Origin of the sequence: Actinomyces graevenitzii C83, assembly GCF_000239695.1 — a bacterium.
In the GTDB taxonomy this organism is placed as follows: domain Bacteria; phylum Actinomycetota; class Actinomycetes; order Actinomycetales; family Actinomycetaceae; genus Actinomyces; species Actinomyces graevenitzii.
In genome coordinates this window covers 94,783-118,069 of sequence record NZ_JH470338.1, presented here as the reverse complement: position 1 = coordinate 118,069, position 23,287 = coordinate 94,783, and the positions used below count along the sequence as shown (strand labels likewise).

Here is a 23,287-nt window from a genome sequence, read left to right as displayed (position 1 = left end):
CTATCAGGCGGCGGAGTAGGTCAGGCAGGTGGCCTGGCCGTCGCGCTCACCCATGCGCACGGAAGCGGCGGTGCACTCCAGGTGGCTGTTGTGGGCGCAGTCCGCGCTCTGGCAAGCACCCACGGAGGTGACGACGCGGTCCAGACCGCCGCGCTCGTTGAGGGAGATGAAGGTGGAGCAACCGGCCTCCTTGACGTTCACGGCCAGGGCGTGGCAGCCGTCGTGGTTGTAAGAGCAGGAGCTGACCGAGCAGTCGGTTACGTGTGCAGTTTCCATTTTGATTCCTTTGCGCCGGGGCGCCGCAGGAAGCAGCGCTTGTTAAATTAATGCTCAGCCCTACACAAGCAAAATTCAATCATTACCACTTTTCCTTGAAATTCCAACGGTGCGCGGCTTTAGTTAGGACATGCAAATACGCAAGAGGTTAGCGCCGCTTTTGTACGACTAAAGATTGTTAACCCTAATTTAGGTAATCCTTTACATGGCCCCAAAAGGCGCGGTTTTCTAGCAGCTTTTTGCAAGATCAGTGGGTTTGGGTTGCGCTCACTTTTAGGGTTTCGCTCACTTTATGTTGGTAGTGCAGTGCAGCCCTGGACCCGGCAAGCTCTAAGGGTTTGCGCTTCTCTGCTTTTAGGGCCGACGACGTCGCAGCGGGCCAGGTGGTTAGGTCCAGGTAGGCCGCCAGCACGCCCAAATCCGATAACTAGACAACTGAAAATAATCCAGCACCACAAAGATAGCGGGCTGTTTTAGCAGGATGACTTCCTTGCCAATTCCTGCATTGTCTACCATATTTTCTAAATCAAATATCCAAGCAGCGTGCGACAATAAATTTAAACACTTCGAATCTAGAAGATGATCGGGAATCAGTCACCTCTCCCCCTGATATACTTAACGCGCTGGTTTTGACCTAAGCGAGCTACGACATTGTCGAGGTCCTTGAAGACAGCGGGGGTAGAAGTCCGCTCATCATCAAGGACCTCGACCTCTACCCGCACCCCCGACCAACACCCACTCACCCACACTCAACTCGGAAGAGCCAGAAAACCCTCATGAATGGCCTGCTAGCAACCTCAAGACCAACTAGTTATGGATTATGTTGGTCGCTAGATGATCGTTTGAGTAAGTCTTCCGGGGCAAGTGAACATCTCCATCCCGAAGCGCTCACGCTCGGCTAGGATGAGACCGTCACGACCGCAGCGTTTGTGTGTATCTGTGAAGCGTTGAACTGCCAGTTGATGGATATCAATGAACTGAAGCCACCTATACAATCGCTGTATCAAGAAAACTACAGGTTTGGATGACTCATATGGCGAGTAAAAAGGGCGATGAAATGACTCTCGAGCGAACTCTCTGGGAGACCGCCGAGTCGATGCGAGCCAAAGGTAATCAGGAGGCATCCGAGTACAAGCATGTGGTACTCGGACTCGTGTTCCTTAAATACGTCTCCGACAAGTTCAACGAGCGGCGCGAAGAGCTCACCCAGGAACTGATGGACGAGGGTATCGACGACGACCAGATCCCATCATTCTTGGAAGATCGGGACGAATATTCTGGTAAGAACGTCTTCTGGATTCCTGATGGTGCCCGCTGGGAGCAGTTACAAGCCAAGGCTAAGTTGCCGGGAATTGGCCAGGCCATTGACGAGGCGATGCGACTCATCGAACGGGAGAACCCCACGCTGATGGGCGTCTTGCCACGCAACTACGGCCGCGAGGACCTCAAGGATGAGATGCTCGGTGAGCTCATTGACCTCATCGGCTCCATCGGTTTCGGCGCGGATTCTGATCATGGGGCTGACGACATTCTCGGCCGCGTCTACGAATACTTCCTTGGCATGTTTGCCGGGGCAGAGAAGGGTAAGGATGGCGGCGAGTTCTACACGCCGCGCAGCGTGGTGAATCTTCTCGTCGAAATGCTCCAACCTTTCTCCGGCCGCGTGTACGACCCTTGCTGCGGCAGCGGCGGCATGTTTGTACAATCGGCCCGCTTTGTGGAAGCACACGGAGGTAGCCGGGATGCACTATCCATCTACGGGCAGGAGAAGGCCGCCTCTACCTGGCGTCTAGCTAAGATGAACCTGGCGCTACGCGGTATCGAGGCAGATCTTGGCCCGCGTGATGCGGAGACCTTCACTGAAGACCAACACCCGGACCTGCGCGCGGACTTCATCATCGCCAACCCGCCCTTCAACTTGAAGGGCTACTGGTCAGCCGTCCTGGAGGATGATCCACGCTGGGCCTATGGCACCCCAAATGCTTCCAACGCTAACTATGCGTGGATCCAGCACTTCCTCTACCATCTCGCCCCCTCAGGCTCGGCAGGCTTCGTTATGTCGAACGGCGCTCTGTCATCCAAAGCAAAGACGGACGGCACGATTCGTCAGACACTCGTTGAGGCAGACCTCGTGGACTGCATCGTGGCGCTACCCGACAAGCTCTTCTTCAACACCGGAATCCCGGCATGCCTGTGGTTCCTCGCAAAGAACCGGCACGGTAACGGCCACCGTGACCGCCACGGTGAGGTGCTCTTCATCGATGCCCGCAGCATGGGTGAGATGATCACCCGTGCGCAACGCCAGCTCACCGAGGCCGACATCGAACGCATCGCCGGCACCTACAACACGTGGCGCTCGCGCGACGCGCACGAGAACTATGAGGACGTGGCCGGATTCTGCAAAGCAGCAACGCTCGAAGAGATCCGCGACAACGACTTCATCCTCACCCCGGGCCGATACGTCGGCCTCGACCAGACGGAAGATCCCGACGCCGAGCCCGCCGAGCAGAAAATCAAGCGCCTCACCGCCGAACTCCTCGCCGAGCTCGACCGCGGCCGCGAACTCGAGGAACGAATTCGAACAGCAATCGGTGGAGAACAACGATGATTGTGCTGGATGATCTATGTTTGAACATTGTCGACTGTTTGCATAAGACAGCCCCGATTAACGAACTTGGGAATTACTTTGCTGTAGGCACACCGGCAATGCGTGGAAACAGCATCGATTATTCACTAGCGCGACGGATAGACGACATCACGTTCGATGAGTGGACCAAACGTCTGCGTCCACGATATGGCGATCTCCTCCTTGCTCGCGAAGCACCAGTAGGCCCTGTCGTGAGGATTCCAATTGAGGAAAATGTCGCACCCGGGCAACGAACCGTTCTACTACGGCCCGATACAGCCAAAGTAATCAGCGACTATCTCTACTATCTCCTTATTGCTCCCGAACAGCAGGAACGTTTGAATCAGCCTGTCGGCGGTTCGACCGTTGCACACCTTAATGTCGCCGATGTTAGATCGTTCCGCCTTCCTGATGTTCCACCCTTGATGGAGCAGCGGCGGATTGCTGAGGTGCTGGGTGCACTGGACGACAAAATCGAATCCAACCTACGGGTCCGAAACCTGTGTCGAGACTTAGGCGGAAATCTTGTAGCCGATACGGTGCGTTCAGCTCCAAGCACTCAGCTTGAGCATTATGCAGCATCCATTTCAAGAGGCGTCACACCACAGTATTACAAAGATGAAGATACGTCGCCAGTATTGGTGCTGAACCAAAAGTGCATCCGCGATGGATGGGTCACACCTGAATTGGCTCGTCTAATGACTCCCCGCGCACGTGAAAAATCACAAGCCATCGCGCGATTGGACGATCTTCTCGTTAACTCAACTGGCCAAGGAACGCTTGGCCGTGTAGCTCGTTGGGACTCAGATGACCCCATTTATGTAGATAGCCATGTGACTGTAGTGAAAGCGGATCCTCGGCGAATCTATCCAGTGCTAATGCCGTACCTAGTATTCCCTCTCCAAGATGAGATAGAGCATATGGCAACCGGGTCAACAGGGCAGACGGAACTATCACCGTCACGACTAGCCCAACTCAATGTTCCATTGCTTTCACTGGAGGAACAAAGGCCGCTCTCTGCGAGGTTGGTTGCTCTCGAGGCGCAGGCACACTATTGCCAAGTTCAGTCACTTAAACTGACTGAACTACGCGATGCTCTGCTACCTGAGCTTATGAGTGGGCGGATGCGGGTGGATGAGGCTGGGTGCCTGGTCAGTGAGGCTCTTGATGAGGAGGTCAGAAGTGTCTGAGAACAAGCATGTTGAGGTGACCTCGTCGCAGTTTCTCGTCTTCACCAGCGAGGCGAACGGCACGATCGAGGTGCGCTACGAGGACGGAACAATCTGGCTCACCCAAAAGCTCATGGCGCAGCTGTTTGGCGTGGACGTGCGCACGATCAGTGAACATCTGCGAAACATCTTCCGGTCGCACGAGCTCAACGAAGACTCAGTTATCCGGAAATTCCGGATAACTGCCGTTGACGGGAAGGCGTACTCCACACAGCACTACAACCTCGACGCCATCATCTCAGTCGGCTACCGGGTGAACTCCATCCGTGCCACACACTTCCGGCAGTGGGCGACCAAAGTGCTCAGAGACTTCACACTGCGCGGTTACGTCATCGATCGTGCGCGCATGGAACAGGGTGAGATCCTCGGAGTGGACTACTTCGAGCAGCTCCTCGAGGAGATCCGGGAGATCCGTCTCTCCGAGCGGCGCTTCTACCAGAAGGTGACCGATATCTTCACCACCGCTGTCGATTACGAGTCCTCCTCGCCGGTTGCAAAACAGTTCTTCGCCACCGTGCAGAACAAAATGCACTACGCGGTCCACGGTCACACCGCCGCCGAACTCATCAAAGAGCGTGCGGATGCGTCCCAACCGTATATGGGTCTCACCTCGTGGAAGAACAGCCCAGACGGCAAAATTCTTCGGAGCGATGTCACCGTCGGTAAGAACTACCTCACTACCGATGAACTCAAGGATCTGGGCCGCCTGGTGGAGACATATCTTAATCTGGCAGAATCTCGAGCACGCCGCCAGATCGCCACCACAATGGAAGACTGGGTGGAATTTCTCGACCAAGTTCTCACACTGGATGCACGCGAGATTCTCGACAATGCAGGGACCATCAGCAAGAAGATGGCTGATGACCATGCCCTGCGGGAGTTCACGGTGTTCCGTAAGGTTCAGGACGCCCACTACGTCTCCGACTTCGACCGCTTCACCATTGAAGCAGCCAAAGCCATTGATCCAGGTAATGATGATGCGCACTGATCACTTCGACGAGTCGACTGTGGAGCAGGCGGCGAAGGAGTGGCTGGCTGAGATTGGTTTCCACACGGGGTACGCACCCGTGGATGCCGCAGTGGAGGATGTCAGGGATTCCCTTGGTGACTGCATCCTGTGGAGCCACGTGGCTAACGCACTCACCCGTCTGAACCCTGGCGTTGATCCTGATCTTGTTCGTTCTGCTGTGGCGCGGATTCAACGCGCGGAGTCGCAGGATGTCATGAGTGAGAACCAGCGGCTTCATGAACTGATGGTGCGCGGCGTGCCGGTTGAAACAACTGGTGATGACGGCAGACCTTCCACCGTGCGCCTACAGCTCGTGGACTTCGATACCCCGGGGAACAACGATTGGCGGGCGCTCAACCAGTTCACCATTATCGAGGCCGGCCACAACCGCCGACCCGACGTGCTCATTTTCCTCAACGGTCTGCCCGTTGGCCTGTTGGAGCTGAAGAACCCGGCTGATGAGAACGCCACTCTCCGCAATGCCTGGAACCAGATCCAGACTTATCGGCGTGAGATCCCGAGTGTATTCATTCCCAACGTCGTCACAGTCATCTCTGATGGCACCAGTGCGGCGATGAGTTCATTCACTGGCGGCTTCGAGCACTATGCACCGTGGAAGACCATTGACGGGCGTGACGTCATCACGAACCGGCCTGCCCTCGAGGTGCTGCTCAAGGGAGTGTTCGCACCCGAGCGTTTCCTCGACATCCTGCGCAACTTCGTCGTCTACTCCGACGAGGCGGTCACCGACCATGCAACCGGGCAGCGGCGCCGCGCCATCATCAAACGCATCGCGAAGTACCACCAGTACTGGGCCGTCAACGCCGCAGTGGAATCAACCGTACGCGCCGCCGGTCCCGCTGGGGACAAGCGTGGTGGCGTGGTGTGGCACACCCAGGGCTCCGGCAAGAGCTTTGAGATGGTCTTCTACGCCGCCAAGCTCATGCGTGACCCGCGCATGGCCAACCCCACCCTCGTGTTCATCACCGACCGTAACGACCTTGATGACCAGCTCTACGGTGAGGTGTTCGCGCCCGCGCAGATCCTGCCGGAAACCCCGGTGCAGGCAACTGGACGAGACGATCTTCGCCGTCTGTTGACCCGCGCCTCGGGCGGGATCATCTTCACCACCCTGCAGAAGTTCGCACCCGGCCAGGACGGTGACACCAACCCGGTGCTCACCGACCGCCGCAACGTGGTCGTCATCGCCGATGAGGCCCACCGCTCCCAGTACGGTTTCGAGGAAAGCCTCGACAGCCAGGGCAGGTTGAAAGCCGGACTGGCCAAGCACCTGCGTGACGCACTACCGGGAGCCACCTTCCTCGGCTTCACCGGCACCCCGATCGAGACCAATGACCGCTCCACCCGCGCTGTCTTCGGCGACTACGTCGACGTCTACGACCTCACTCGCGCAGTCGAGGACGGAGCCACCGTCAAGATCTTCTACGAGTCTCGCCTGGCAAAAATCGCCCTTGATGACGAACAGCTCAAGGGCCTGGACGCACTGGTGGACGAGACCACTGAGGCGAGCGAGACAGAGTCGGAGCAGGCCAAGAGCAAGTGGTCTCGCCTCGAGGCTCTCGTCGGTGCCGAAGCGCGGCTGGATGCGATTGCCGCCGACATCGTCGCCCACTGGGAGAAGCGCCGCTCCTCCATGGCCGGCAAGGCAATGATCGTGACGATGAGCCGACGCATCGCCGTCGCCCTCTACAACAAGATCACAGCCCTGCGCCCCGAATGGCATTCCGATGACATCGACAAGGGCCGTATCAAGGTCGTGATGACAGGCTCTGCTGCTGACCCCGCCGAGTTCCAACCACACATCCATTCCAAGGATGAACGGCGTGACCTCAAGCTCCGGGCGAAGAACCCTGATGACGAGTTGGAGATCGTCATCGTTCGCGACATGTGGCTCACCGGATTCGATGCGCCGTCCGTGCACACGATGTACGTGGACAAGCCGATGCAGGGCGCGGGCCTCATGCAGGCCATCGCCCGAGTCAACCGGCGCTTCAAGGACAAGCCCGGCGGACTCATCGTCGACTACATCGGCCTATTCGCCTCCCTCCAGCAGGCACTGAGCGTGTACTCACCCTCAGACCGTGAGCAGGCGGGTGTGCCCATCCAAGAGCTCGTCGATGTCATGCTGGAAAAGCATGACGTGGTGCGGGGCATGCTCCACGGCGTCACCTTCGATTCCTCCCCGGACCTGCCAGCCAAGGAGCGTCTGTCGCAGTACGCCGCCGTGCTTGACCACGTCCTGTCTGACCCGGACCTCACCGCCAGGTACAACGACCAAGTGCTCGCCCTGGCGAAGGCGTTCGCGCTCGTGGCCTCGCGTCCTGAAGCTGAGGCCATCCGCAACGACGTCCGCCTGTTCACCGATGTGCGCGCTGCAGTATTGAAGATACTCAACCCCGACTCAGGTGAATCACGGCGCGGGGGCAGCAACCTCGATACCGTCCTTGGGCAGATGCTCAATGACGCGGTCACCGCAGACCAGGTCATTGACGTCTTCCAGTTCGCCGGCATGGACTCCCCGGAACTGTCCCTGCTCTCGGATGAGTTCCTCGACTCCGTCGCACACTCCACCACTCCCAACCTTCAGCTGGGACTGCTGAGGCGGCTGTTGGGGGACCAGATCCGCACCGTCAGCCGGAAGAACCTGGTCAGGGGCCGCAAGTTCTCCGAGATGCTCAATGATGCCTTGACCCGCTACACCAACCGATCGCTCACGACGGCAGAGATTATCGCCGAGCTGGTCAGCCTGGCCAAGGATATGCGTGCAGACCGCGAACGCGCTAAGCAGCTGAGACTAAGTGATGCGGAGATCGCTCTCTATGACGCCATCATCCAAAACGACTCCGCAATCCTGGAAATGGGCGACGAAACCCTGAAGATGATCGCCCGGGAACTGGTGGCCACAATCCGCTCATCTGCCACATTGGACTGGACGGTCAAAGAATCGGTGCGTGCCCGCATGCGTTCACGCATCAAACGACTACTTGCCAAGTACAAGTACCCGCCGGACAAGCGTGAACAAGCCGTGCAGCTCGTCATCGAACAAGCGGAACACTTAGCTACTGGAGAGCAGGACTAGGTGCAAGCCGTGCCCCTTTCGCGATTTCCGCGAAAGGGGCACGTGTCTATAACTGGCTATTCATAGTTAGGTGAGGGTGAAGGCAACGGGGCCTGCACTGATTAAGAGCATGAAGATTCTGTAGTTGGAAGGGATACGGGCTTTTCATAATTGGGGGTGACCTTAAGGTTGACGATGACACCTATAAAGACCCACAAAATCCCGCCAATAAACAGGCAAGCAACCGGCTGCGTAGACAGGTGCAGCCAGTAACCAATCTGCAAGCCAAGAATCGTCCCAAGCGCCCCAAACGAATACGACCAGCTCATGATCCGCACAAAACGCGTGCCCTTAAACTCTGCCTGGCGAAACGTTTCAAGAACAACCATCCGCGCCCGGTTAAGAATGGTTATGGCAAGCACGAAACCCAAAGCCAAAATAAACGAGCTACCCACAGTCAACTCAAATAAGCCAAACAGCAGCAAAATAGCGCCCGACACCAGCGCGGAAGCCAGAAGCACCGTTTTAGCCGAGCCAATACGACGCAGCCAGCGCCCCGCCGTCGGCCCAAGCATGGCGCCCACACCAAAGACCGCCAGCACAAGCCCCATTCCCGTAAAAGCACCCAGGTGAGAGGCCCGTTCAGCAGACACCCCTGCCACCCAAAGCAAGAACAGTTCACCAGTCATCGCACTAGCGATTCGTATCATCAGCGATAACAGCGGAGACGCCGGCCCCGAGGTAAAAAGATCCTTGAAAAACTCTTTTACCGGCAAGCGGCTACCAGTCACCGCGTATTCGTCATCGTCAACGTCAAGGATTGGCTCAGCCGCAAACGTGGTCCGCGCAAATAGTCGCAAACCCGCCCCACAAAGCGATAAAACCAGGTTTGTCAGCAATAAGGCCTCAATGGAAACCGAGGCGAAGAAAGAGCCAAGCGGCCCGCCAATCACAAAGCCGATAAATGCGAGCCAAGAATAGAGCGTGGCGTTAAAAGCTAAGGCGGCTTTTTCATCCACATTAGCGATAGCGGCCCCGTAGAACTCATCGGCGAGGTCACTGACCGGAGCGATCAGCGCGTCGATAAGCACGTAGGCAAAAAGGCAGCCAATCGCCAGCTGGGGCTGCAAGAACGTGACGGCTAAAGCGATGGCGCTCATTGCCGCTTCACACAGGTCTACAGTGATTAGTGCCTTATCTGGGCTGATTTTGCCAATGATGCGCGCGTAAAACGGGAAGGTGAAAACAATTATTTGCTCGATCGTTTTTAAAGCAACAAGAGCAGAAACCGCGATAGTCCCAGATGCCGCAAAGGCACTGAAGCCAGCATTGACAACATAGTTACCAAACACCGAAGCGATAAGCCCGATGATCATTAAACGGCGCGCTTTAAGCAGTTTAGCTTGCGCTTTACCTGACAGAGTCATTCACCGCTCCCTCCCCTACCTGTCATTATCTTTCGGCATCGCTAACCGCAGCAGCTAAGCCCATTATGAGGGTATCCATAGTGTCAATATAAGGCCAATGAACACAGCCAACGCACCTAACTTGGCCCACATCTTGGAACGACGAATACGTTTGCGTACTTGGGCGGCTTCGTCCAGGAGGAACGCTTGCACTGAGCCGTATTTGTCCAGAACAGAATCAAGGCTGAATCCACGTAGAAGTTTATGTTCACCGCCTTCTACATTGAGAACAAGCCACAACGCCACAGCAAGCAACAAAATCCCCACACCGAAAGAGAGAGACAAAGCCAGACGCCACGGCCAAGAGGCACTTCCTAAGCGAGGCGCAGCCAACGTCAAGACAGCACCAGTTCCTGTGAGAAGAAGTGTGTAGCCGTTACGCCAAACACGAGCTTCCGCCCTAACCTGATCAGGCTCTTTTCGTTGCAGCTCCTGTATTAACCGCAGATCAGAATTGGAGGGACGCCTACGCTCTTTGGGTGAATCTTCGGCTTGCATCAGAACCACTATCTCAAATCTCTTAGTTGGGGATAGTAAGCCTGAAGCTTGCCCCACATCCGTTCTCCCCACAAGGAACACCCGGATGGGTAACCCCACATTCACAGAGAAAATGTGCCTCTCGAACGATCTCCTTTTGTTTATTGCCTGAGCCACGTTTTACAAGAGGTGCGAGGTCAAGCTGCCGTGTCTGACTGAAAACGTGTTTACAACGCGGACATGGCCCATTGATAGTAACGGAGGGGAAATCAATAGTGTCGCAACAAACGATACGGGTGTTAGGGCCGTTAAAGAGGGTGGCCGCTTGTTTGTCAATTTCTTCTGAAGCGGACGGACAGTACGGAAGTTCCTCAGAATTGCTATGAGAAGACTTAAACAAGCCCATTTTTCCTCCTTGTGAAACAACTATGTAAAGAAAGGTGCTAATTATACTAGCTACGTGGATGAGATACCATCAAAGGACGAGGAACCCTCGTTGGATGAGATGATGGGGGAAGCAGACAGCCTATCCAACGATGATCCAGATTGGATGGAGTGCCACTGGTACGTAGCAGGTGCGCTATACCAGCGATTCCTGGACAAAGGCAATCCCAAGGATCTGAACGAGGCAATCAGGCGTGGTATGTCGGTCGTAGAACGCCAGGGGCGCTCATCTGCTACTCATCTACATGACGTGGCTCTTATGATATTGAACCGGTTAGATGAGAGAGAAGATCCCGAGGACTGCGCCATATTTGTGGAGTTGCTTGAGAATGCCCTTGAAAAGGCAGAAGAAGACGGAACAGACTCAAGACTCATCGCCGAGTGCCAGGCCAACCTTGCCACAGGACTAATGGAGGGGGCCGCCGCTGATGTACCAGAGCCAATACGCCAACGGGCCGTGACCCTCTGGGAGTCAGCCCTTGCATCCGGCCAACTGAGCGAAGATGCCAAACGAGGAATCGAGGGAAACCTCATACTGACCCTAAGTCATACCAAGGCTTCAGAAGAAGAACTCAAACGTGCCGTGATCTGGGGCCGTCGAGCTGTGACAGAGGCAGCGAGCCCAGAATATGCAGCCACCGCCCATTTAAATCTCGCGGCAGCCCTGGAACGCCTACACGACACTTCAACCAACAAAAGTTTCCTCGATAAGGCTATCTATTACATGCGGAACGGCCTAGACCTTCTTGGAATCAACCACCGCGATTACCCCAGACATACAGCTAACCTTGTCACATTACTCCGACGTCTCTCACGCGAGAGCGGAAACCCAGACCATATTAAGGAAGCAGTCTGCCTGGGTCGTAAGGCACTGGAACGAATTCCCGACGACGACTCAGATCGTCCCCTCATCCTCACTAACACGGCTTCAGCCCTCTTAGAGTCCGTCAAGAGCGATTCAGATCTAGGCCTGATCGATGAGGCTCTCAGCATGTACCGGGAAGCTATCGATATCGCACCCGAGGGATCACAAGATCAGGGTGTGGCAATAGTAAACCTGGTGTCTGCCTATCGAAAGGCGAATGAGCTGGATCCTGACTCTGCACTGCTCGACGAAGCCCTCACCCAAGGCAGCAAAGCACTGGAACTGTTCTCGGATCCTGACTTGTATCGCGCAGCGGCACTTTCTGCCGTGGGTAACGCCCAGCGCGACCGCTACAGCGAAACCGGCTCCCTAAGTGATTTGGATGAGGCACTCAAACATGCTGAAGAAGCACTAACTCTGACGCCGAAACAGCATCCAGAGCGAGCCGCACGCCTGACTAACCTCGCTGTGCTCCTGTCAGATGACTTCAAAGAGCGCGCCAATAGGAGCCAGCTAGATCATGCTATTGAGCTATACCGCCAGGCACTGTCCCTACCTGAACCTGTAGCTAGCCTAGTATCCGAGCGTAGAAACGACCTGGCACTAGCACTACGCGACCGGCACCGAGATACCGAGAACTCACAGGATCTCGACGAATCCATCAAGCATGCCCAACAAGCTGCAGCAGCCTCAACAATCGATGAACTAACCTACGCCGGCTATGTGAACAACTTAGCGAATGCACTGTTCGAGCGGTATGAGCGTGACCATAACCCAGCGGATCTAACCAAAGCAATCAACTGCTTCAACGAGGCGCTGGTGGCATCAAATAACCGACTAACTGAAGCATATAGGTATGAGACAAACATTGGGATTGCGTTGGCTGCGCGCGCACAGGATACAGGGTCAATGGATGACATAGACCAGGCCCTGCTGCACATGGAGCGCTCCATAGAGCTACTGCCAACGTCTCACCCAGATCGAGCATATCAAATCTCGAATCTAGCCTACACGTATCGGCAGCGGTCACTGATGTTCCAAGAAGGCGGGCACCATAACTTAGCACTCGAGGATGCAAAAAGTGCGGTCACAACAGCTCAGGAGGCAGTTGCTGCTGCGGGGTCTAGCGATGCTCGTCTCCTGCCAGCTCTGTCTAACCTAGCTCAGTCTCTGCGCTGGCTCGAACACCTGGTACCCGGCGTATCTCAATCCCAGAAGACGCTTGAGGCACAGCGACAAGCTGCTCTGCTTGAGGGGATCACCCCGGCAGAAAAATTCGGGCAGTCCGCCCGCTGGGCCCGTGATGCGGAAGCGATAGGGGATTACGAAGAGGCATTCAAAGCATTCAAACGAGCCGTTTCCTTGACCACACAGGTAGCATGGATCGGACTAACTCTCAGGGAACGCCGCAAACTGTTGACTGACATGCAGGAAGTGCTGGAGCATGCCGTTGCGCATGCAGCTAATCAGCAACGTCTCGAAGCTTTTGCCTGGGCTGATCATGTCCGATCAGTCCTGTGGCGCCAGGGCCTCCAAGCTCGGTCACTGGCAGAAAAGAGGGGAGACGAACAGTGGGCGTCACTCTCCGGTTTCATTAGTAATGTAGAGACTGACAGACGACGGTCTAACATGCGTCCAGATGAGCAGCTACGACTTCGGGCCCATGAGGGTGAAGCAGAGCTCGGACAAACAGTGCCTGATCCTTATGCGTACCAGGGCCTCGGCACTGACGGTCCGATTGTCCTGCTTGCTCCAGGGGAGGAAAAGTCATTAGCGCTAGTTCTAAAGGGGGATGCTGAACCGTTGCTTATCCATCTCCCGAAAGCATCAAAGGGACAGTTGCGAGAGCAGGTGGAAAAGCTTCAGGCCAAAATTACCGATAACGAATGTACCTATGGCTCTGAGTCAGATGCGATCTTCGATTGCCTAGGGTGGCTCTGGGAAAATGTAACTGCCCCTATTCTGGAGCGGATCACTACCGCAGAAGAGCGGCCGCACGTATGGTGGTCACCGCTTGGAGAGTTCGCTCTTCTACCTGTACACGCCGCCGGTATTCACCCTCGCAGGAAACCGCAGATTAATCAGCGTAAAAACGACCCATCAAAATGGCCCAACATGCACGAGCGGGTGATTTCGTCATACCTGCCGACAATCCTACTGGTTGACTCGCATCCTGAAGCAGAGAACGGGCCCCTGGATACTGTACTTCACGTATCGGTAGATCCCTCTGAACAGCTCATATCTCTGGAGGATGAGCGGCAGGTTATCGATAATGCACTGCCACAGGCACACATAAACCACCTCTTTGATGATAACGCCACGATTTCTGCCTTCCGCGCTGCACTACCAGAATGCACTCTGCTCCACGTAAGTGCGCACGGCTGGCTAGACCGGAATGATTCATTCGAGGCTGGAATCGACCTATTCGACGGTCGGTTCACGCTCCGTGATCTGGCAGCGAGTCGTGCAGACAAGGGCCAGTTAGCGGTTCTCCTAACCTGCGACTCGGCGTCAGGTGACTTCACGACCCCTAATGAGGCCCTGCACGTAGCTGGGGCGGCGCAGCAGGCCGGATTTAAGGAGGTCGTGGCCGCCACCTTACCGGTACGAGACGACTCGGTTGTGCCTTTCGTAACGACCCTATATGCAGACATCACCGCAGAACCTGTAGATAAGACCTTTGCTCCGGCAGTGGCACAGGCCATGACTGACGCCGTCGATAAACTTCGTATGGATTCTCGGTACGCAGTTGATCCCTTATCTTGGGTGCCCTACGCACACTTCAGCAGTCATCTCCGTTAAGACGCTCACGATAGAGCGCCACAACACCGCTGAGCTGGGGAATTACTAAAATTTTTGAACATTGGTAAATGCCGCCCCCTAGCCGCTCTGCATGGGAAGGCAAGTCCAAGCAACTTGATTGCTATGGATAAACACGACGCCCCTACGGTCCAAAATACTGAACTGCTCCCCTTTAGTTGGACTGAGAAATCAGACACCGACTAATGGGGAGTGTTTCTATGAGAGCACGAAGTTCTCTGTCAGAGGAACAACGAGAACAGCTCGTTGGCCTATTCGAGCAAGACTTGGGTTTTGCGGCTGCGGCAAGTCGGATTGGGGTCCGGCACGACCCGACTCGTAGCCTGTACCGTCGCTGGCTTCTACATGGCAGGCTATCTCTTGTGGAGAAACCAACCAAGAAGCAATACTCCTTCGAGGTCAAGAAGGAAGTGGTCGACCGTTTCCTCGCTGGCGAAACACGCATGGACCTGGCGAAGGAATTTGAACTGTCCTCACCTCAACAGGTCAAAGACTGGGTGAGTAAGTGGCGCAAAGGCGGTGATGAAGCGCTTAGGTCCAAACCGAAGGGACGACCGAAAGGCTCTGCGAAGCCTGCACTGTTGACCGAGGAAGACAGACTTCTGCGTGAAGTGGAGAAACTTCGGGCGGAAAATGCATACCTAAAAAAATTGCGGGACTTGAGGAACCAACGGCGAGGCTAAAGACCGAAGCCATCGTCTACGGAACGAACTCCTCGGGCGGCCGCTTCCAGACCTCCGTGGGCAAGATGTTCGCGGTGCTGTCCCAGACGATCTACTCGCTGCGCATGGCGATCCTGACGATTGCCTCGGTCATGGCCCTGGCCTTCGTCATGAACTTCTCGGGCCAGACCACCTCGATCGGCGCCGCCCTGGCGACGACGGGCGCGGCCTTTGCGTTCCTCTCCCCCATCCTGGGCTGGATCGGCACCGCCGTTGCAGGCTCCGCGACCTCGGCGGGCGCGCTCTTCGCGAACCTGCAGTCGACCGCCGCTACCGGCGCCGGCCTCGACCCGTCGATCCTGCTAGCCGCCAACACCATCGGCGGCGGCCTGGGCAAGATCGTGTCCCCGCAGAACCTCGCAATCGCCGCGACCGCGGTGGATTCGAAGGGCTCCGACGCAGAGATCCTCAAGAAGGCTGCTCCCTACTCGATCGGCCTGCTCCTGGTACTGTGCACCCTGGTGTTCATCGCATCCCAGGGCTGGATCGGCACCTACATGCCGCACTGATCCGCTCCAGTTACTGTCCCAGCGGGTCCCGAAAGACTCACGTCTTTCGGGACCCGCCCCTAATTGCCGCCCACGTCGCCCTACCTGTAGGCTCGCAACAGATGAACGACTCAGTGACGCCACGTTAGTACCCGTAGCCCCGAGGAAGGACTGTTCACATGAGGGCTTGCCTCCGCCTGATCCTGACGCTCACAGCCGTCGTGGCGCTCACCACCGCCTGCACCCCCTTCGGCTCGACCTCATCGCGCAATCGACTCCCCGAGGACTCGCGCTTCGCCGAGTTCATCTACAAGACCGACGGAGAAATTAAGGTTCAGGAGCGCACCGACTCCTTCAACGAGCGCATGCCCGCCCTGGGTGCCACCGCGGGACACGTCGCGGCAGCCAACTTCCCAGAGGGACGTTCTTCCCTGCCTTCCCCCGACCACCACTTCTGGGTGACCGGCGTCGCCACCGTTGCTCCCGAGTCAATCCAGAAGCTCAGCGAGGGCGCCACCGGCAACAACACCCTGCTGCCCGGCATCTACCCAGGCCTCTACCAGTACGTTCCCCAGGACTGCCACTTCGTCACCATCCCCGCCGACCACGCAAACACTGTCCTCCAGACAAAAGCGAACGATATCTACTCAGACTGGGGGTCGTTCACGATCACCAACTTTGCGGCCTCCGCGGACTGCAACCTCATCATCGTCACCGGCGAGGGCACCACCGGCTAGCACCCGCACACGCCCCGATGCTTCGCTGGCGTTACGCCGTCGCGTCCCGAAAGGCCGCGCCACACCCCCGAGAACCCAGCCCGGGCCTCGTCCATGAACCACCATGAACGAGGCCGGGGCGACCTCTTGCGCAGACGAAACCATCGCAAACTGAAAAACGAAAACTCACCCTGCGCTAAGTCGTGCCCCGAAGGTCCTAAAACGCCCAATGAGAAGCGAATTTTCATCGATTATCGGCGGAGATTTTTCCGCAAGAAATAGCAGGAAAAACGACCTCACCCAAGCTGTCCGGACAAAACGTGCCGCTGGTACCTCGGACAGTCATAACCTGAGTTGGACAGCACCCACGAGGAAGGATCCCCCAGTGCGCATCGCTCTCTTTTCCACCTGCCTGGCAGACGTCATGTTCCCCCAGGCTGCCCAGGCCACAGTAACCTTGCTCGAACGCCTCGGCCACGAGGTCGTCTTCCCCGAAGACCAGGTCTGCTGCGGACAGATGCACGCAAACACCGGCTACTTCGAAGACGCCGCAAAGATTATCCGCAACCACGCCAAGACCTTCGAGCCCGTGCTCGACGGCCAGTGGGACGCCATCGTCGTCCCCTCCGGCTCCTGCACCGGCGCAGCACGCCACGAGCAGAAGGTCGTCGCCGAGCACGTGGGCGACGAGCATCTCGCGAAGCAGTCCCAGCGCATCGCTGAGCACACCTACGACCTCACCGAGCTCCTCACCGACGTCCTCGGCCTGGAGGATGTGGGCGCCTACTTCCCCCACACGGTCACCTACCACCCGACCTGTCACTCGCTGCGTGTCGCCAAGGTCGGCGACCGCCCCTACCGCCTCCTGCGCGCCGTCGAGGGCCTGACCCTCGTCGACCTGCCCGACGCCGAGGTCTGCTGCGGTTTCGGCGGCACCTTCGCCGTGAAGAACTCCGAGACCTCCACCTCGATGCTCGCGGACAAGGTCACCAACGTCATGTCCACGCGCGCCGAGGTCCTGGTCATGGGCGACTACTCCTGCCTCATGCACGTCGGCGGCGGCCTCTCCCGCCTCAACTCGGGCATCCGCCCCATGCACCTCGCCGAAATCCTGGCATCCACCAAGGACCAGCCCTTCGAGGGCAACATCTCCTTCGCACCCGAAAGCGCACAGGTGATCTGACATGGCCACAACGTTCATCGGAATGCCCTCCGCCCCCGAGTCACACACGGGCGGCTGGCGCACCACCGTCACCATCCCCGAGGACACCCTCTGCTGGGGCCCCACCTTCCCGGAGGGCGCCCACAAGACGTTGGCCAACACCCAGATGCGCCGCAACCTGGGCCACGCCACCCGCACCATCCGCACCAAACGCGCGCAGCGCGTCGCGGAAATGCCGGACTGGGAGAACCTGCGTAACGCCGCCGAGGCCGTCAAGTTCGAGGTCGCCTCCCGCATGCCCGAGCTCCTCGAAGAGTTCGAGCGCAACGTGACCGCCCGCGGCGGCATCGTCCACTGGGCGCGCGACAAGCACGAGGCCAACCGCATCGTCGCGGACATCATCAAGTCCAAGGGCGTTGACGAGGTCGTCAAGGTCAAGTCCATGGCCACCCAGGAGACCAACCTCAACGAGTACCTGAAGGAACAGGGCATCAGCGCTCGCGAGACCGACCTCGCCGAGATGATCGTCCAGCTGGCCGATGACATGCCCAGCCACATCGTGGTCCCCGCGATCCACCGTAACCGCTCCGAGGTCCGAGGCATCTTCCTGGATCGCATGGAGGACGCGCCCCGCGACCTCTCCGACGACCCGACCGAGCTGACGGCCGCCGCCCGCGCCCACCTGCGTAAGAAGTTCCTGCACGCCAAGGTCGCCGTCTCCGGCACTAACATGGGCATCGCGGAAACCGGCACCGTCTCCATCTTCGAGTCCGAGGGCAACGGCCGCATGTGCCTGACCCTGCCGGACACCCTCATCACCCTGATGGGCATCGAGAAGCTGGTGCCCCGCTTCCAGGACGTGGAGATCTTCTCCCAGCTGCTCCCCCGCTCCGCCACCGGCGAGCGCATGAACCCATACACCTCCATGTGGACGGGCGTCACCCCCGGCGACGGCCCCCAGGAATTCCACCTTATCCTTATGGATAACGGCCGCACCAAGGTCCTCACCGACCCGATCGGCCGCCAGGCCCTGGCCTGCATCCGCTGCGGCTCGTGCATGAACATCTGCCCGGTGTACCAGCACACCTCCGGTCACGCCTATGGCTCCATCTACCCGGGCCCCATCGGCGCGATCCTGACCCCGCAGCTCACCCAGGGCCTCGCCGAGGACGATCCGGTGCACACCCTGCCTTTCGCGTCCTCCCTGTGTGGCGCGTGTGGCGAGGTCTGCCCCGTCAAGATCGACATCCCGACGATCCTCATCCACATGCGTGCGCGCATTGTTGACGTCAAGCGCAACCTCGTGCCGGACGTGTGGGACCTCGCCATGAGCGCGACCACCCCGGTGATGACGAACGCGAAGCTGTGGAAGGCCGCCGGAAAGGGCACGAAGGCCACCCGCCTGTTCGCCAAGAAGGGCTCCATCGGCGCGCTGCCGTTCCCGGCCTCGCTGTGGACGCACGCCCGCGACCTGCCGGTCGCCCCGAAGGAAACCTTCCGCGAGTGGTGGAAGCGCACACACAAGGATTCCGACGCCAACGCGCCGCGCACCGACGCTCCCGCGAAGGGCCTCCCGCTCGCTTCCGAGCATGGCATGACCACCAACACGACCCCAAAGGAGGCGTGAACATGAGCACCACCACGATGGATGCAAAGACCGCGATCCTGGCGCGCGCACGCGACGCCATCTCCCGTTCCCAGCAGGGCCGTCCGGTGCGCCCAATCCCCCGCGACTACATCCGCTCCACCGAGCACGCTCCCGGTTCGGACGCGGTCATCGAGGAAATGATCGAGACGCTTGAGGACTACTCCGCGCAGGTTGTCGTCGTGTCCAAAGAGTCCGAGGTCACCGACGCGATCTCGAAGTTCCTGGCCGGCCAGAAGGCCACCTCCGTTGTGGTCCCCACCGGCCTGGACGAGGCCTTCAAGAAGGCCGCCGCCCGCGAGGGCCGCACGGTGCGCGAGGATAGCCGTGAGAAGGCCATCCCCACGCTGGAGCTCGACGAGATCGACGCCGTCGTTACGCGCTGCCGCGTCGCCATCTCCCTGTCCGGCACCATCGTCCTCGACGGTGAGCCCGACCAGGGCCGCCGCGCGATCTCTCTGGTGCCCGACACCCACGTCGTCGTCCTCAAGGCCTCCGACATCGTCCCCACGGTGCCCCAGGCCGTCGAGATCCTCGGCAAGAACCCCACCCGCCCGATGACCTGGATCGCCGGCGGCTCGGCGACCTCCGACATCGAGCTGGTCCGCGTCAACGGCGTGCACGGCCCCCGCTTCCTGCGAGTCGTCATCGTCAAGTGATCTGATCACGACGCAAGTGTGCCCGGGTGACGGCGTCAGCCGTCGCGAGCGTCTTCGCATCGAGTGTAGTCATGCGTGGCGGTGCCCAGTCGCTTGCGGCAAGGACGCGCAGCTGGTCATCGGTGAGGCTTGCCGACGTGGGGGTGTTCGCTCTGGTGGGCTCAGGGTGTCCTGTGAGGAGTCGGCCTCTGGCGCGAGTAAGGGCCTCGGCGGTGAGCGCCTGTGCGAGGGACGAGACCATGGCAGGTATCGTCATCGTCTGTCCTTCCAGTCAACAACCTTGCAGTTGCTCTACAAGCGTTGAGTGTTGTGGCCGCGCGACACGCCAATGAGGGAAGCGATTTCCGGAGCGAAACTCATCCTGCGGGCGGTCCGCGGCGATGCATGTAGGCGCAACGAAAAGTCTGATATTCTAACCTCGTGCTTGCTGGTCGAAGGGGTGCTTTTTCGACCATTAGCGATCCGACATGGCGTTCCCCTGATCACAGGGAGCACGACACGCCGGGCAGTTAGAAAGCACCGAGCACCAAACGGTGCATTAAGACCCGATAATGGTGCCCTTAATGCTAAACGCGGTATCCTCAGTTAGAAAGCACCGAGCGCCATAAGGTGCATTAAGACCCCATATAGGCGCTACCAGTCACGATACGGCGTACCGTTAGAAAGCACCGAGCGCCAAACGGCGCATTAAGACTCGACCTTGCGAGAGGCGGAGACCTCCATACGGGTAAGTTAGAAAGCACCGAGCACCCAAAATCTCGCATGCAATTGCCTAGTCCACGTATCAATAAGCACCAGGAAACCGCAGAATTTCAACGTTCTGACTCAAATCTTAAAGGCCTGTTAGCCGAATTGCATGCGACATTTTCCGGCTCTTCAGAGTTGAGTGTGGGTGACCGAGTGTTGGTCGGGGGTTGCGGGTAAAGGTCGAGGTCCTTGATGATGAGCAGACTTCAACCCCCGCTGTCTTTAAGGACCTCGGGCGGTGTCTCACCCTACCTGCTGCTGCTCTGTGTCGCTTGATCGTTGTGATCGGTGTGATGCGCTCGTCGACTTGGAGGGCTTCCATCTGGCTGCTGCCGCTCGGCCTGAGTGCGCTCTGGCGCTCGACACAGAGTCCCGTGACCGCTGTGCTGGCTACCCAGGTTGTGGGCTGAATCGCTCAAGGCCACGGGCGCGCGGTGGTGAAGGTGATCGACGCACCCTGGGCCAGGGTCCCGGCAAGGATCCGGTGGCACAATACGACGCTGGATATGCCGCGAACACACCCGCCCAAGGCTGACGCCTGGCCGCTCATCTCGTTGAGCGTCTACCAGACTGCCCCATCCACGAAATCGAGGGCATTGACATTATGTGCGCCCTCGCGCTCGTTAGGCTCGCCCGATCAGGCAGCTACGACGTCGTTACCGTTACCCTCGCCTCTCGGGATACCGACCTCGCCCCTACCCTTGGTGAAGCACACAAACTACAGGCCGCAAAGATTGAAAAGGACACCGCACGAGGATATTGCATGAGAATGCACGTTTACGAGGCTGTTGAGGACGACTCCCCCACCATCCTCCTTATTCACCCGATGCTGTCGTCTGCCTCGCGCATGAAGGCCGCAGTCGCCGACCACATGGGCGACGGGCTGCATTTCCTCATACCCGACCTGTCCGCCCACGGGGACGAGGCCTCGGCACCCTATTCGTCAGCCATCGAGGAAGCGGAGGCCATCCACTCCTGGCTGGTGGACCACGGGATCCGCCGTCTGGCTCTGGGGTTTGGGGCGTCGCTCGGCGGCGTCGTATTGTTCGAGCTACTGCGCTTTCCCGATCTGTCGTTCGACCGCCTCTTCATCGAAGGCGTGAGCTTCTACTCGGGAGGGCCGATCTCGAGGGCGGGCGGCGCAATCCTGAGCCGCATCATGGTCGCGAAGCACCGCAAGGCCGTGCGCGACCCCGAGGCCGGGGTTCGCAAGCTCGCGCGGCTTTTCGGAGAGGAGGTCGCCCGCCCCATGGCCGAAAGCCTTGCTGCGATGAGCGAGGAGAGCATTCGGGCGATTGTGCGCGACTGCTCGCGGGTCACACTGCCACACCTATCCCCCGACGTTCAGCGCCGCTGCACGTTCGCGTACGGAGAGAAAGACTCGGACCTACGGCTCGCGCGACGCACGGCTCCGCGCCTCTATCCCGGCACGGAGCTGGTCGTGTGGCCGGGGTGGGGCCACTGCGAGCGTATGAGCCGCGACTCGGTCGCCTACGGGGCGATGCTGCGGAACGTCGTCCTGGGCTCAGCACCTACTGATCGTTCGTAAAGGAGGCGATCATGCAGGGAATTCGACCTCGCACGACGCGGTAGGTGACGCCCACGCAGCCCATGCGCTCAAAGAATGCCCGGTAGGACGCCGGGTCGAAGTGCTCCTGGAAGTGCACGCCGAATCGGGAGATCACCCTCAGAAACATGGTGTGCGCGCGCTTCTTGGGAATCACGTAGGTAGGAACAATGATCGTGCCGCCCGGGCGCACGACCCGCTTGAGCTCCTTGAGCGCTTCGCCCGGTTCAGGCAGCAAGTGGATGACGTTACCCGCCACGACGGCGTCGAACGAGTCGTCCGCGTAGTGCAAGTCGGTGATATCCGCCTGTTCGACAACCACGTTCGGGTAGCGCGCGAGCTTCTTCCCGGCCTGCTTGAGCATCCCCTCGGAGTAGTCGGTCGCAACCACGCGCGCGCATGCGGGGGCGATGGCTGAGGCGATCGCGCCCGTGCCGCACGCACATTCGAGCACGGTGTCGCCGGGGCGAATCAACCGGGCAACGACGGCGCCTGTCCCGTAGTACACCCTCCTGTTGAGCGTGTTGACAGCGAGGTCGTAGAGCGGGGCAACTCGATCCCAGATCATAATTGTTCCTCCACTGTCGAACAAAGTGACAGATCAACGAAAACCTATTAATACCCAAGTTCCAGAAACGCTCGAGGCGACTGCAGGGCATCCTCCAGAAGCCCCGCCCGGGCAAGACCCACCACTTTAGCCACAGTCCTTGCCTGGCAGTTGATCGACCGCTCAGGATTATGCTCGATATCGGTGAATGCGTCGAACATCATTACCTGCTCAACGAGCTTGTCATCACGACAAAGAGCCGAGGCGTACAACCAGTCATAAAAATAAGTTTTCGGCTCTAATGGGAATTCATGTGCAAAATACTTGAAACCAACTAGCTTTCCACTTGCCCTCAATCTCCGATCTGTTTTTGCCGCACGACTCGAGACATCGAAAAGATCAACAAACGGGCCACCGTGCTCAAACACTTTTGAAGCCTGGAAAGCGCATTCAACACTGTAACTTCCACGTCCCGGATGCTCAATCATCAAATTGAACGCGCTTAAGTGAACTCCAAGGTCTCTTTCACTCTTGGATGACACCTCCAGAACGCGCGACGAAGGAAACTTAGCCGCATACGACGCATGCAAACTTGCAATCGAACGCTGCTTCTGCTGAATAGAAGATCCGGAATGCTGCTCAAAATCCAGAGACAATTCTGAAACATACGGCCTGCCAGAGTCAGGCACAAACACCAGCCTACGAGCCATGACGAGCCACCTTCTCACTCAACACGCTATCCA

General features: G+C 58.2%; 15 protein-coding genes and 2 pseudogenes. 12 read left to right on the top strand and 5 right to left on the bottom strand.

The genetic code is table 11. The annotated features are described in order from the left end of the window. Window positions 1-3: 3 nt before the first annotated feature. On the bottom strand, window positions 4-276 hold the full coding sequence (locus tag HMPREF0045_RS00530) for a DUF1540 domain-containing protein (RefSeq protein WP_005984484.1): 273 nt from the start codon (window positions 274-276) through the stop codon (window positions 4-6). A gap of 1,033 nt (window positions 277-1,309) precedes the next feature. On the opposite strand from HMPREF0045_RS00530, the gene HMPREF0045_RS00525 reads away from it, so the two are divergent. The 4 genes from HMPREF0045_RS00525 to HMPREF0045_RS00510 are packed head-to-tail and all read left to right on the top strand — an operon-like array spanning window position 1,310 to window position 8,240. Continuing rightward, window positions 1,310-2,884: a class I SAM-dependent DNA methyltransferase gene (locus HMPREF0045_RS00525; RefSeq protein ID WP_005984483.1), complete on the top strand. Its 1,575-nt coding sequence runs from the start codon at window positions 1,310-1,312 to the stop codon at window positions 2,882-2,884. Beyond that, window positions 2,881-4,092 (top strand): restriction endonuclease subunit S, encoded by a 1,212-nt coding sequence (locus HMPREF0045_RS09475; RefSeq protein WP_005984481.1) that lies wholly within the window; start codon window positions 2,881-2,883, stop codon window positions 4,090-4,092. The genes HMPREF0045_RS00525 and HMPREF0045_RS09475 overlap by 4 nt, the downstream gene beginning before the upstream one ends. Further along, window positions 4,085-5,119 carry a virulence RhuM family protein gene (locus HMPREF0045_RS00515; protein ID WP_005984479.1) on the top strand — a complete coding sequence of 345 codons (1,035 nt, stop codon included), beginning with the start codon at window positions 4,085-4,087 and terminating at the stop codon, window positions 5,117-5,119. The genes HMPREF0045_RS09475 and HMPREF0045_RS00515 overlap by 8 nt, the downstream gene beginning before the upstream one ends. After that, a complete protein-coding gene (locus HMPREF0045_RS00510) occupies window positions 5,106-8,240 on the top strand; it encodes a type I restriction endonuclease subunit R (RefSeq protein ID WP_005984477.1) in 3,135 nt (1,044 codons plus the stop codon). Before HMPREF0045_RS00515 ends, HMPREF0045_RS00510 begins: the two co-directional genes overlap by 14 nt. Before the next feature lie 101 nt (window positions 8,241-8,341). Here the strand turns inward: HMPREF0045_RS00510 and HMPREF0045_RS00505 are convergent, their stop codons facing one another. Next, the gene (locus HMPREF0045_RS00505) at window positions 8,342-9,646 is read right to left on the bottom strand and encodes an MFS transporter (RefSeq protein ID WP_005984475.1); all 1,305 of its coding nucleotides are present in this window, start codon (window positions 9,644-9,646) and stop codon (window positions 8,342-8,344) included. Between the two features lie 63 nt (window positions 9,647-9,709). Continuing rightward, the gene (locus HMPREF0045_RS00500; RefSeq protein WP_005984473.1) at window positions 9,710-10,183 is read right to left on the bottom strand and encodes a hypothetical protein; all 474 of its coding nucleotides are present in this window, start codon (window positions 10,181-10,183) and stop codon (window positions 9,710-9,712) included. Window positions 10,184-10,622: 439 nt separating this feature from the next. On the opposite strand from HMPREF0045_RS00500, the gene HMPREF0045_RS00495 reads away from it, so the two are divergent. The 8 genes and pseudogenes from HMPREF0045_RS00495 to HMPREF0045_RS00455 all read left to right on the top strand — a co-directional run bounded on the left by HMPREF0045_RS00495 (window position 10,623) and on the right by HMPREF0045_RS00455 (window position 21,979). After that, complete coding sequence (locus tag HMPREF0045_RS00495) at window positions 10,623-14,273, top strand: CHAT domain-containing protein (protein ID WP_040315627.1); 3,651 nt, start codon at window positions 10,623-10,625, stop codon at window positions 14,271-14,273. A gap of 264 nt (window positions 14,274-14,537) precedes the next feature. Continuing rightward, window positions 14,538-14,991 (top strand): annotated as a pseudogene (locus HMPREF0045_RS10625) (helix-turn-helix domain-containing protein); the annotation flags it as partial. Beyond that, a pseudogene (locus tag HMPREF0045_RS00485) lies at window positions 14,983-15,522 on the top strand (L-lactate permease); the annotation flags it as partial. The pseudogenes HMPREF0045_RS10625 and HMPREF0045_RS00485, both read left to right, overlap by 9 nt. Before the next feature lie 158 nt (window positions 15,523-15,680). Next, entirely contained in the window at window positions 15,681-16,238 is a 558-nt protein-coding gene (locus tag HMPREF0045_RS00480; RefSeq protein WP_005984464.1) for a hypothetical protein, read from the top strand. A gap of 364 nt (window positions 16,239-16,602) precedes the next feature. Next, on the top strand, window positions 16,603-17,400 hold the full coding sequence (locus HMPREF0045_RS00475) for a (Fe-S)-binding protein (RefSeq protein WP_005984461.1): 798 nt from the start codon (window positions 16,603-16,605) through the stop codon (window positions 17,398-17,400). 1 nt (window position 17,401) lies between these two features. Then, window positions 17,402-19,006 carry a LutB/LldF family L-lactate oxidation iron-sulfur protein gene (locus tag HMPREF0045_RS00470; RefSeq protein WP_005984458.1) on the top strand — a complete coding sequence of 535 codons (1,605 nt, stop codon included), beginning with the start codon at window positions 17,402-17,404 and terminating at the stop codon, window positions 19,004-19,006. Between the two features lie 2 nt (window positions 19,007-19,008). After that, window positions 19,009-19,683, top strand: a complete 675-nt coding sequence (locus HMPREF0045_RS00465) for a LutC/YkgG family protein (protein ID WP_005984456.1) — start codon at window positions 19,009-19,011, stop codon at window positions 19,681-19,683. 1,510 nt (window positions 19,684-21,193) lie between these two features. Next, entirely contained in the window at window positions 21,194-21,979 is a 786-nt protein-coding gene (locus HMPREF0045_RS00455) for an alpha/beta fold hydrolase (protein WP_040315822.1), read from the top strand. Here HMPREF0045_RS00455 and HMPREF0045_RS00450 read toward each other — a convergent pair. Together HMPREF0045_RS00450 and HMPREF0045_RS00445 are read right to left on the bottom strand one after the other, a co-directional pair. Then, window positions 21,963-22,565, bottom strand: coding sequence for a class I SAM-dependent methyltransferase (locus HMPREF0045_RS00450; RefSeq protein ID WP_005984449.1), 603 nt, complete (start codon window positions 22,563-22,565; stop codon window positions 21,963-21,965). The genes HMPREF0045_RS00455 and HMPREF0045_RS00450 overlap by 17 nt on opposite strands. 47 nt (window positions 22,566-22,612) lie before the next feature. Then, complete coding sequence (locus HMPREF0045_RS00445) at window positions 22,613-23,254, bottom strand: DarT1-associated NADAR antitoxin family protein (protein ID WP_005984447.1); 642 nt, start codon at window positions 23,252-23,254, stop codon at window positions 22,613-22,615. Window positions 23,255-23,287 lie beyond the last annotated feature (33 nt).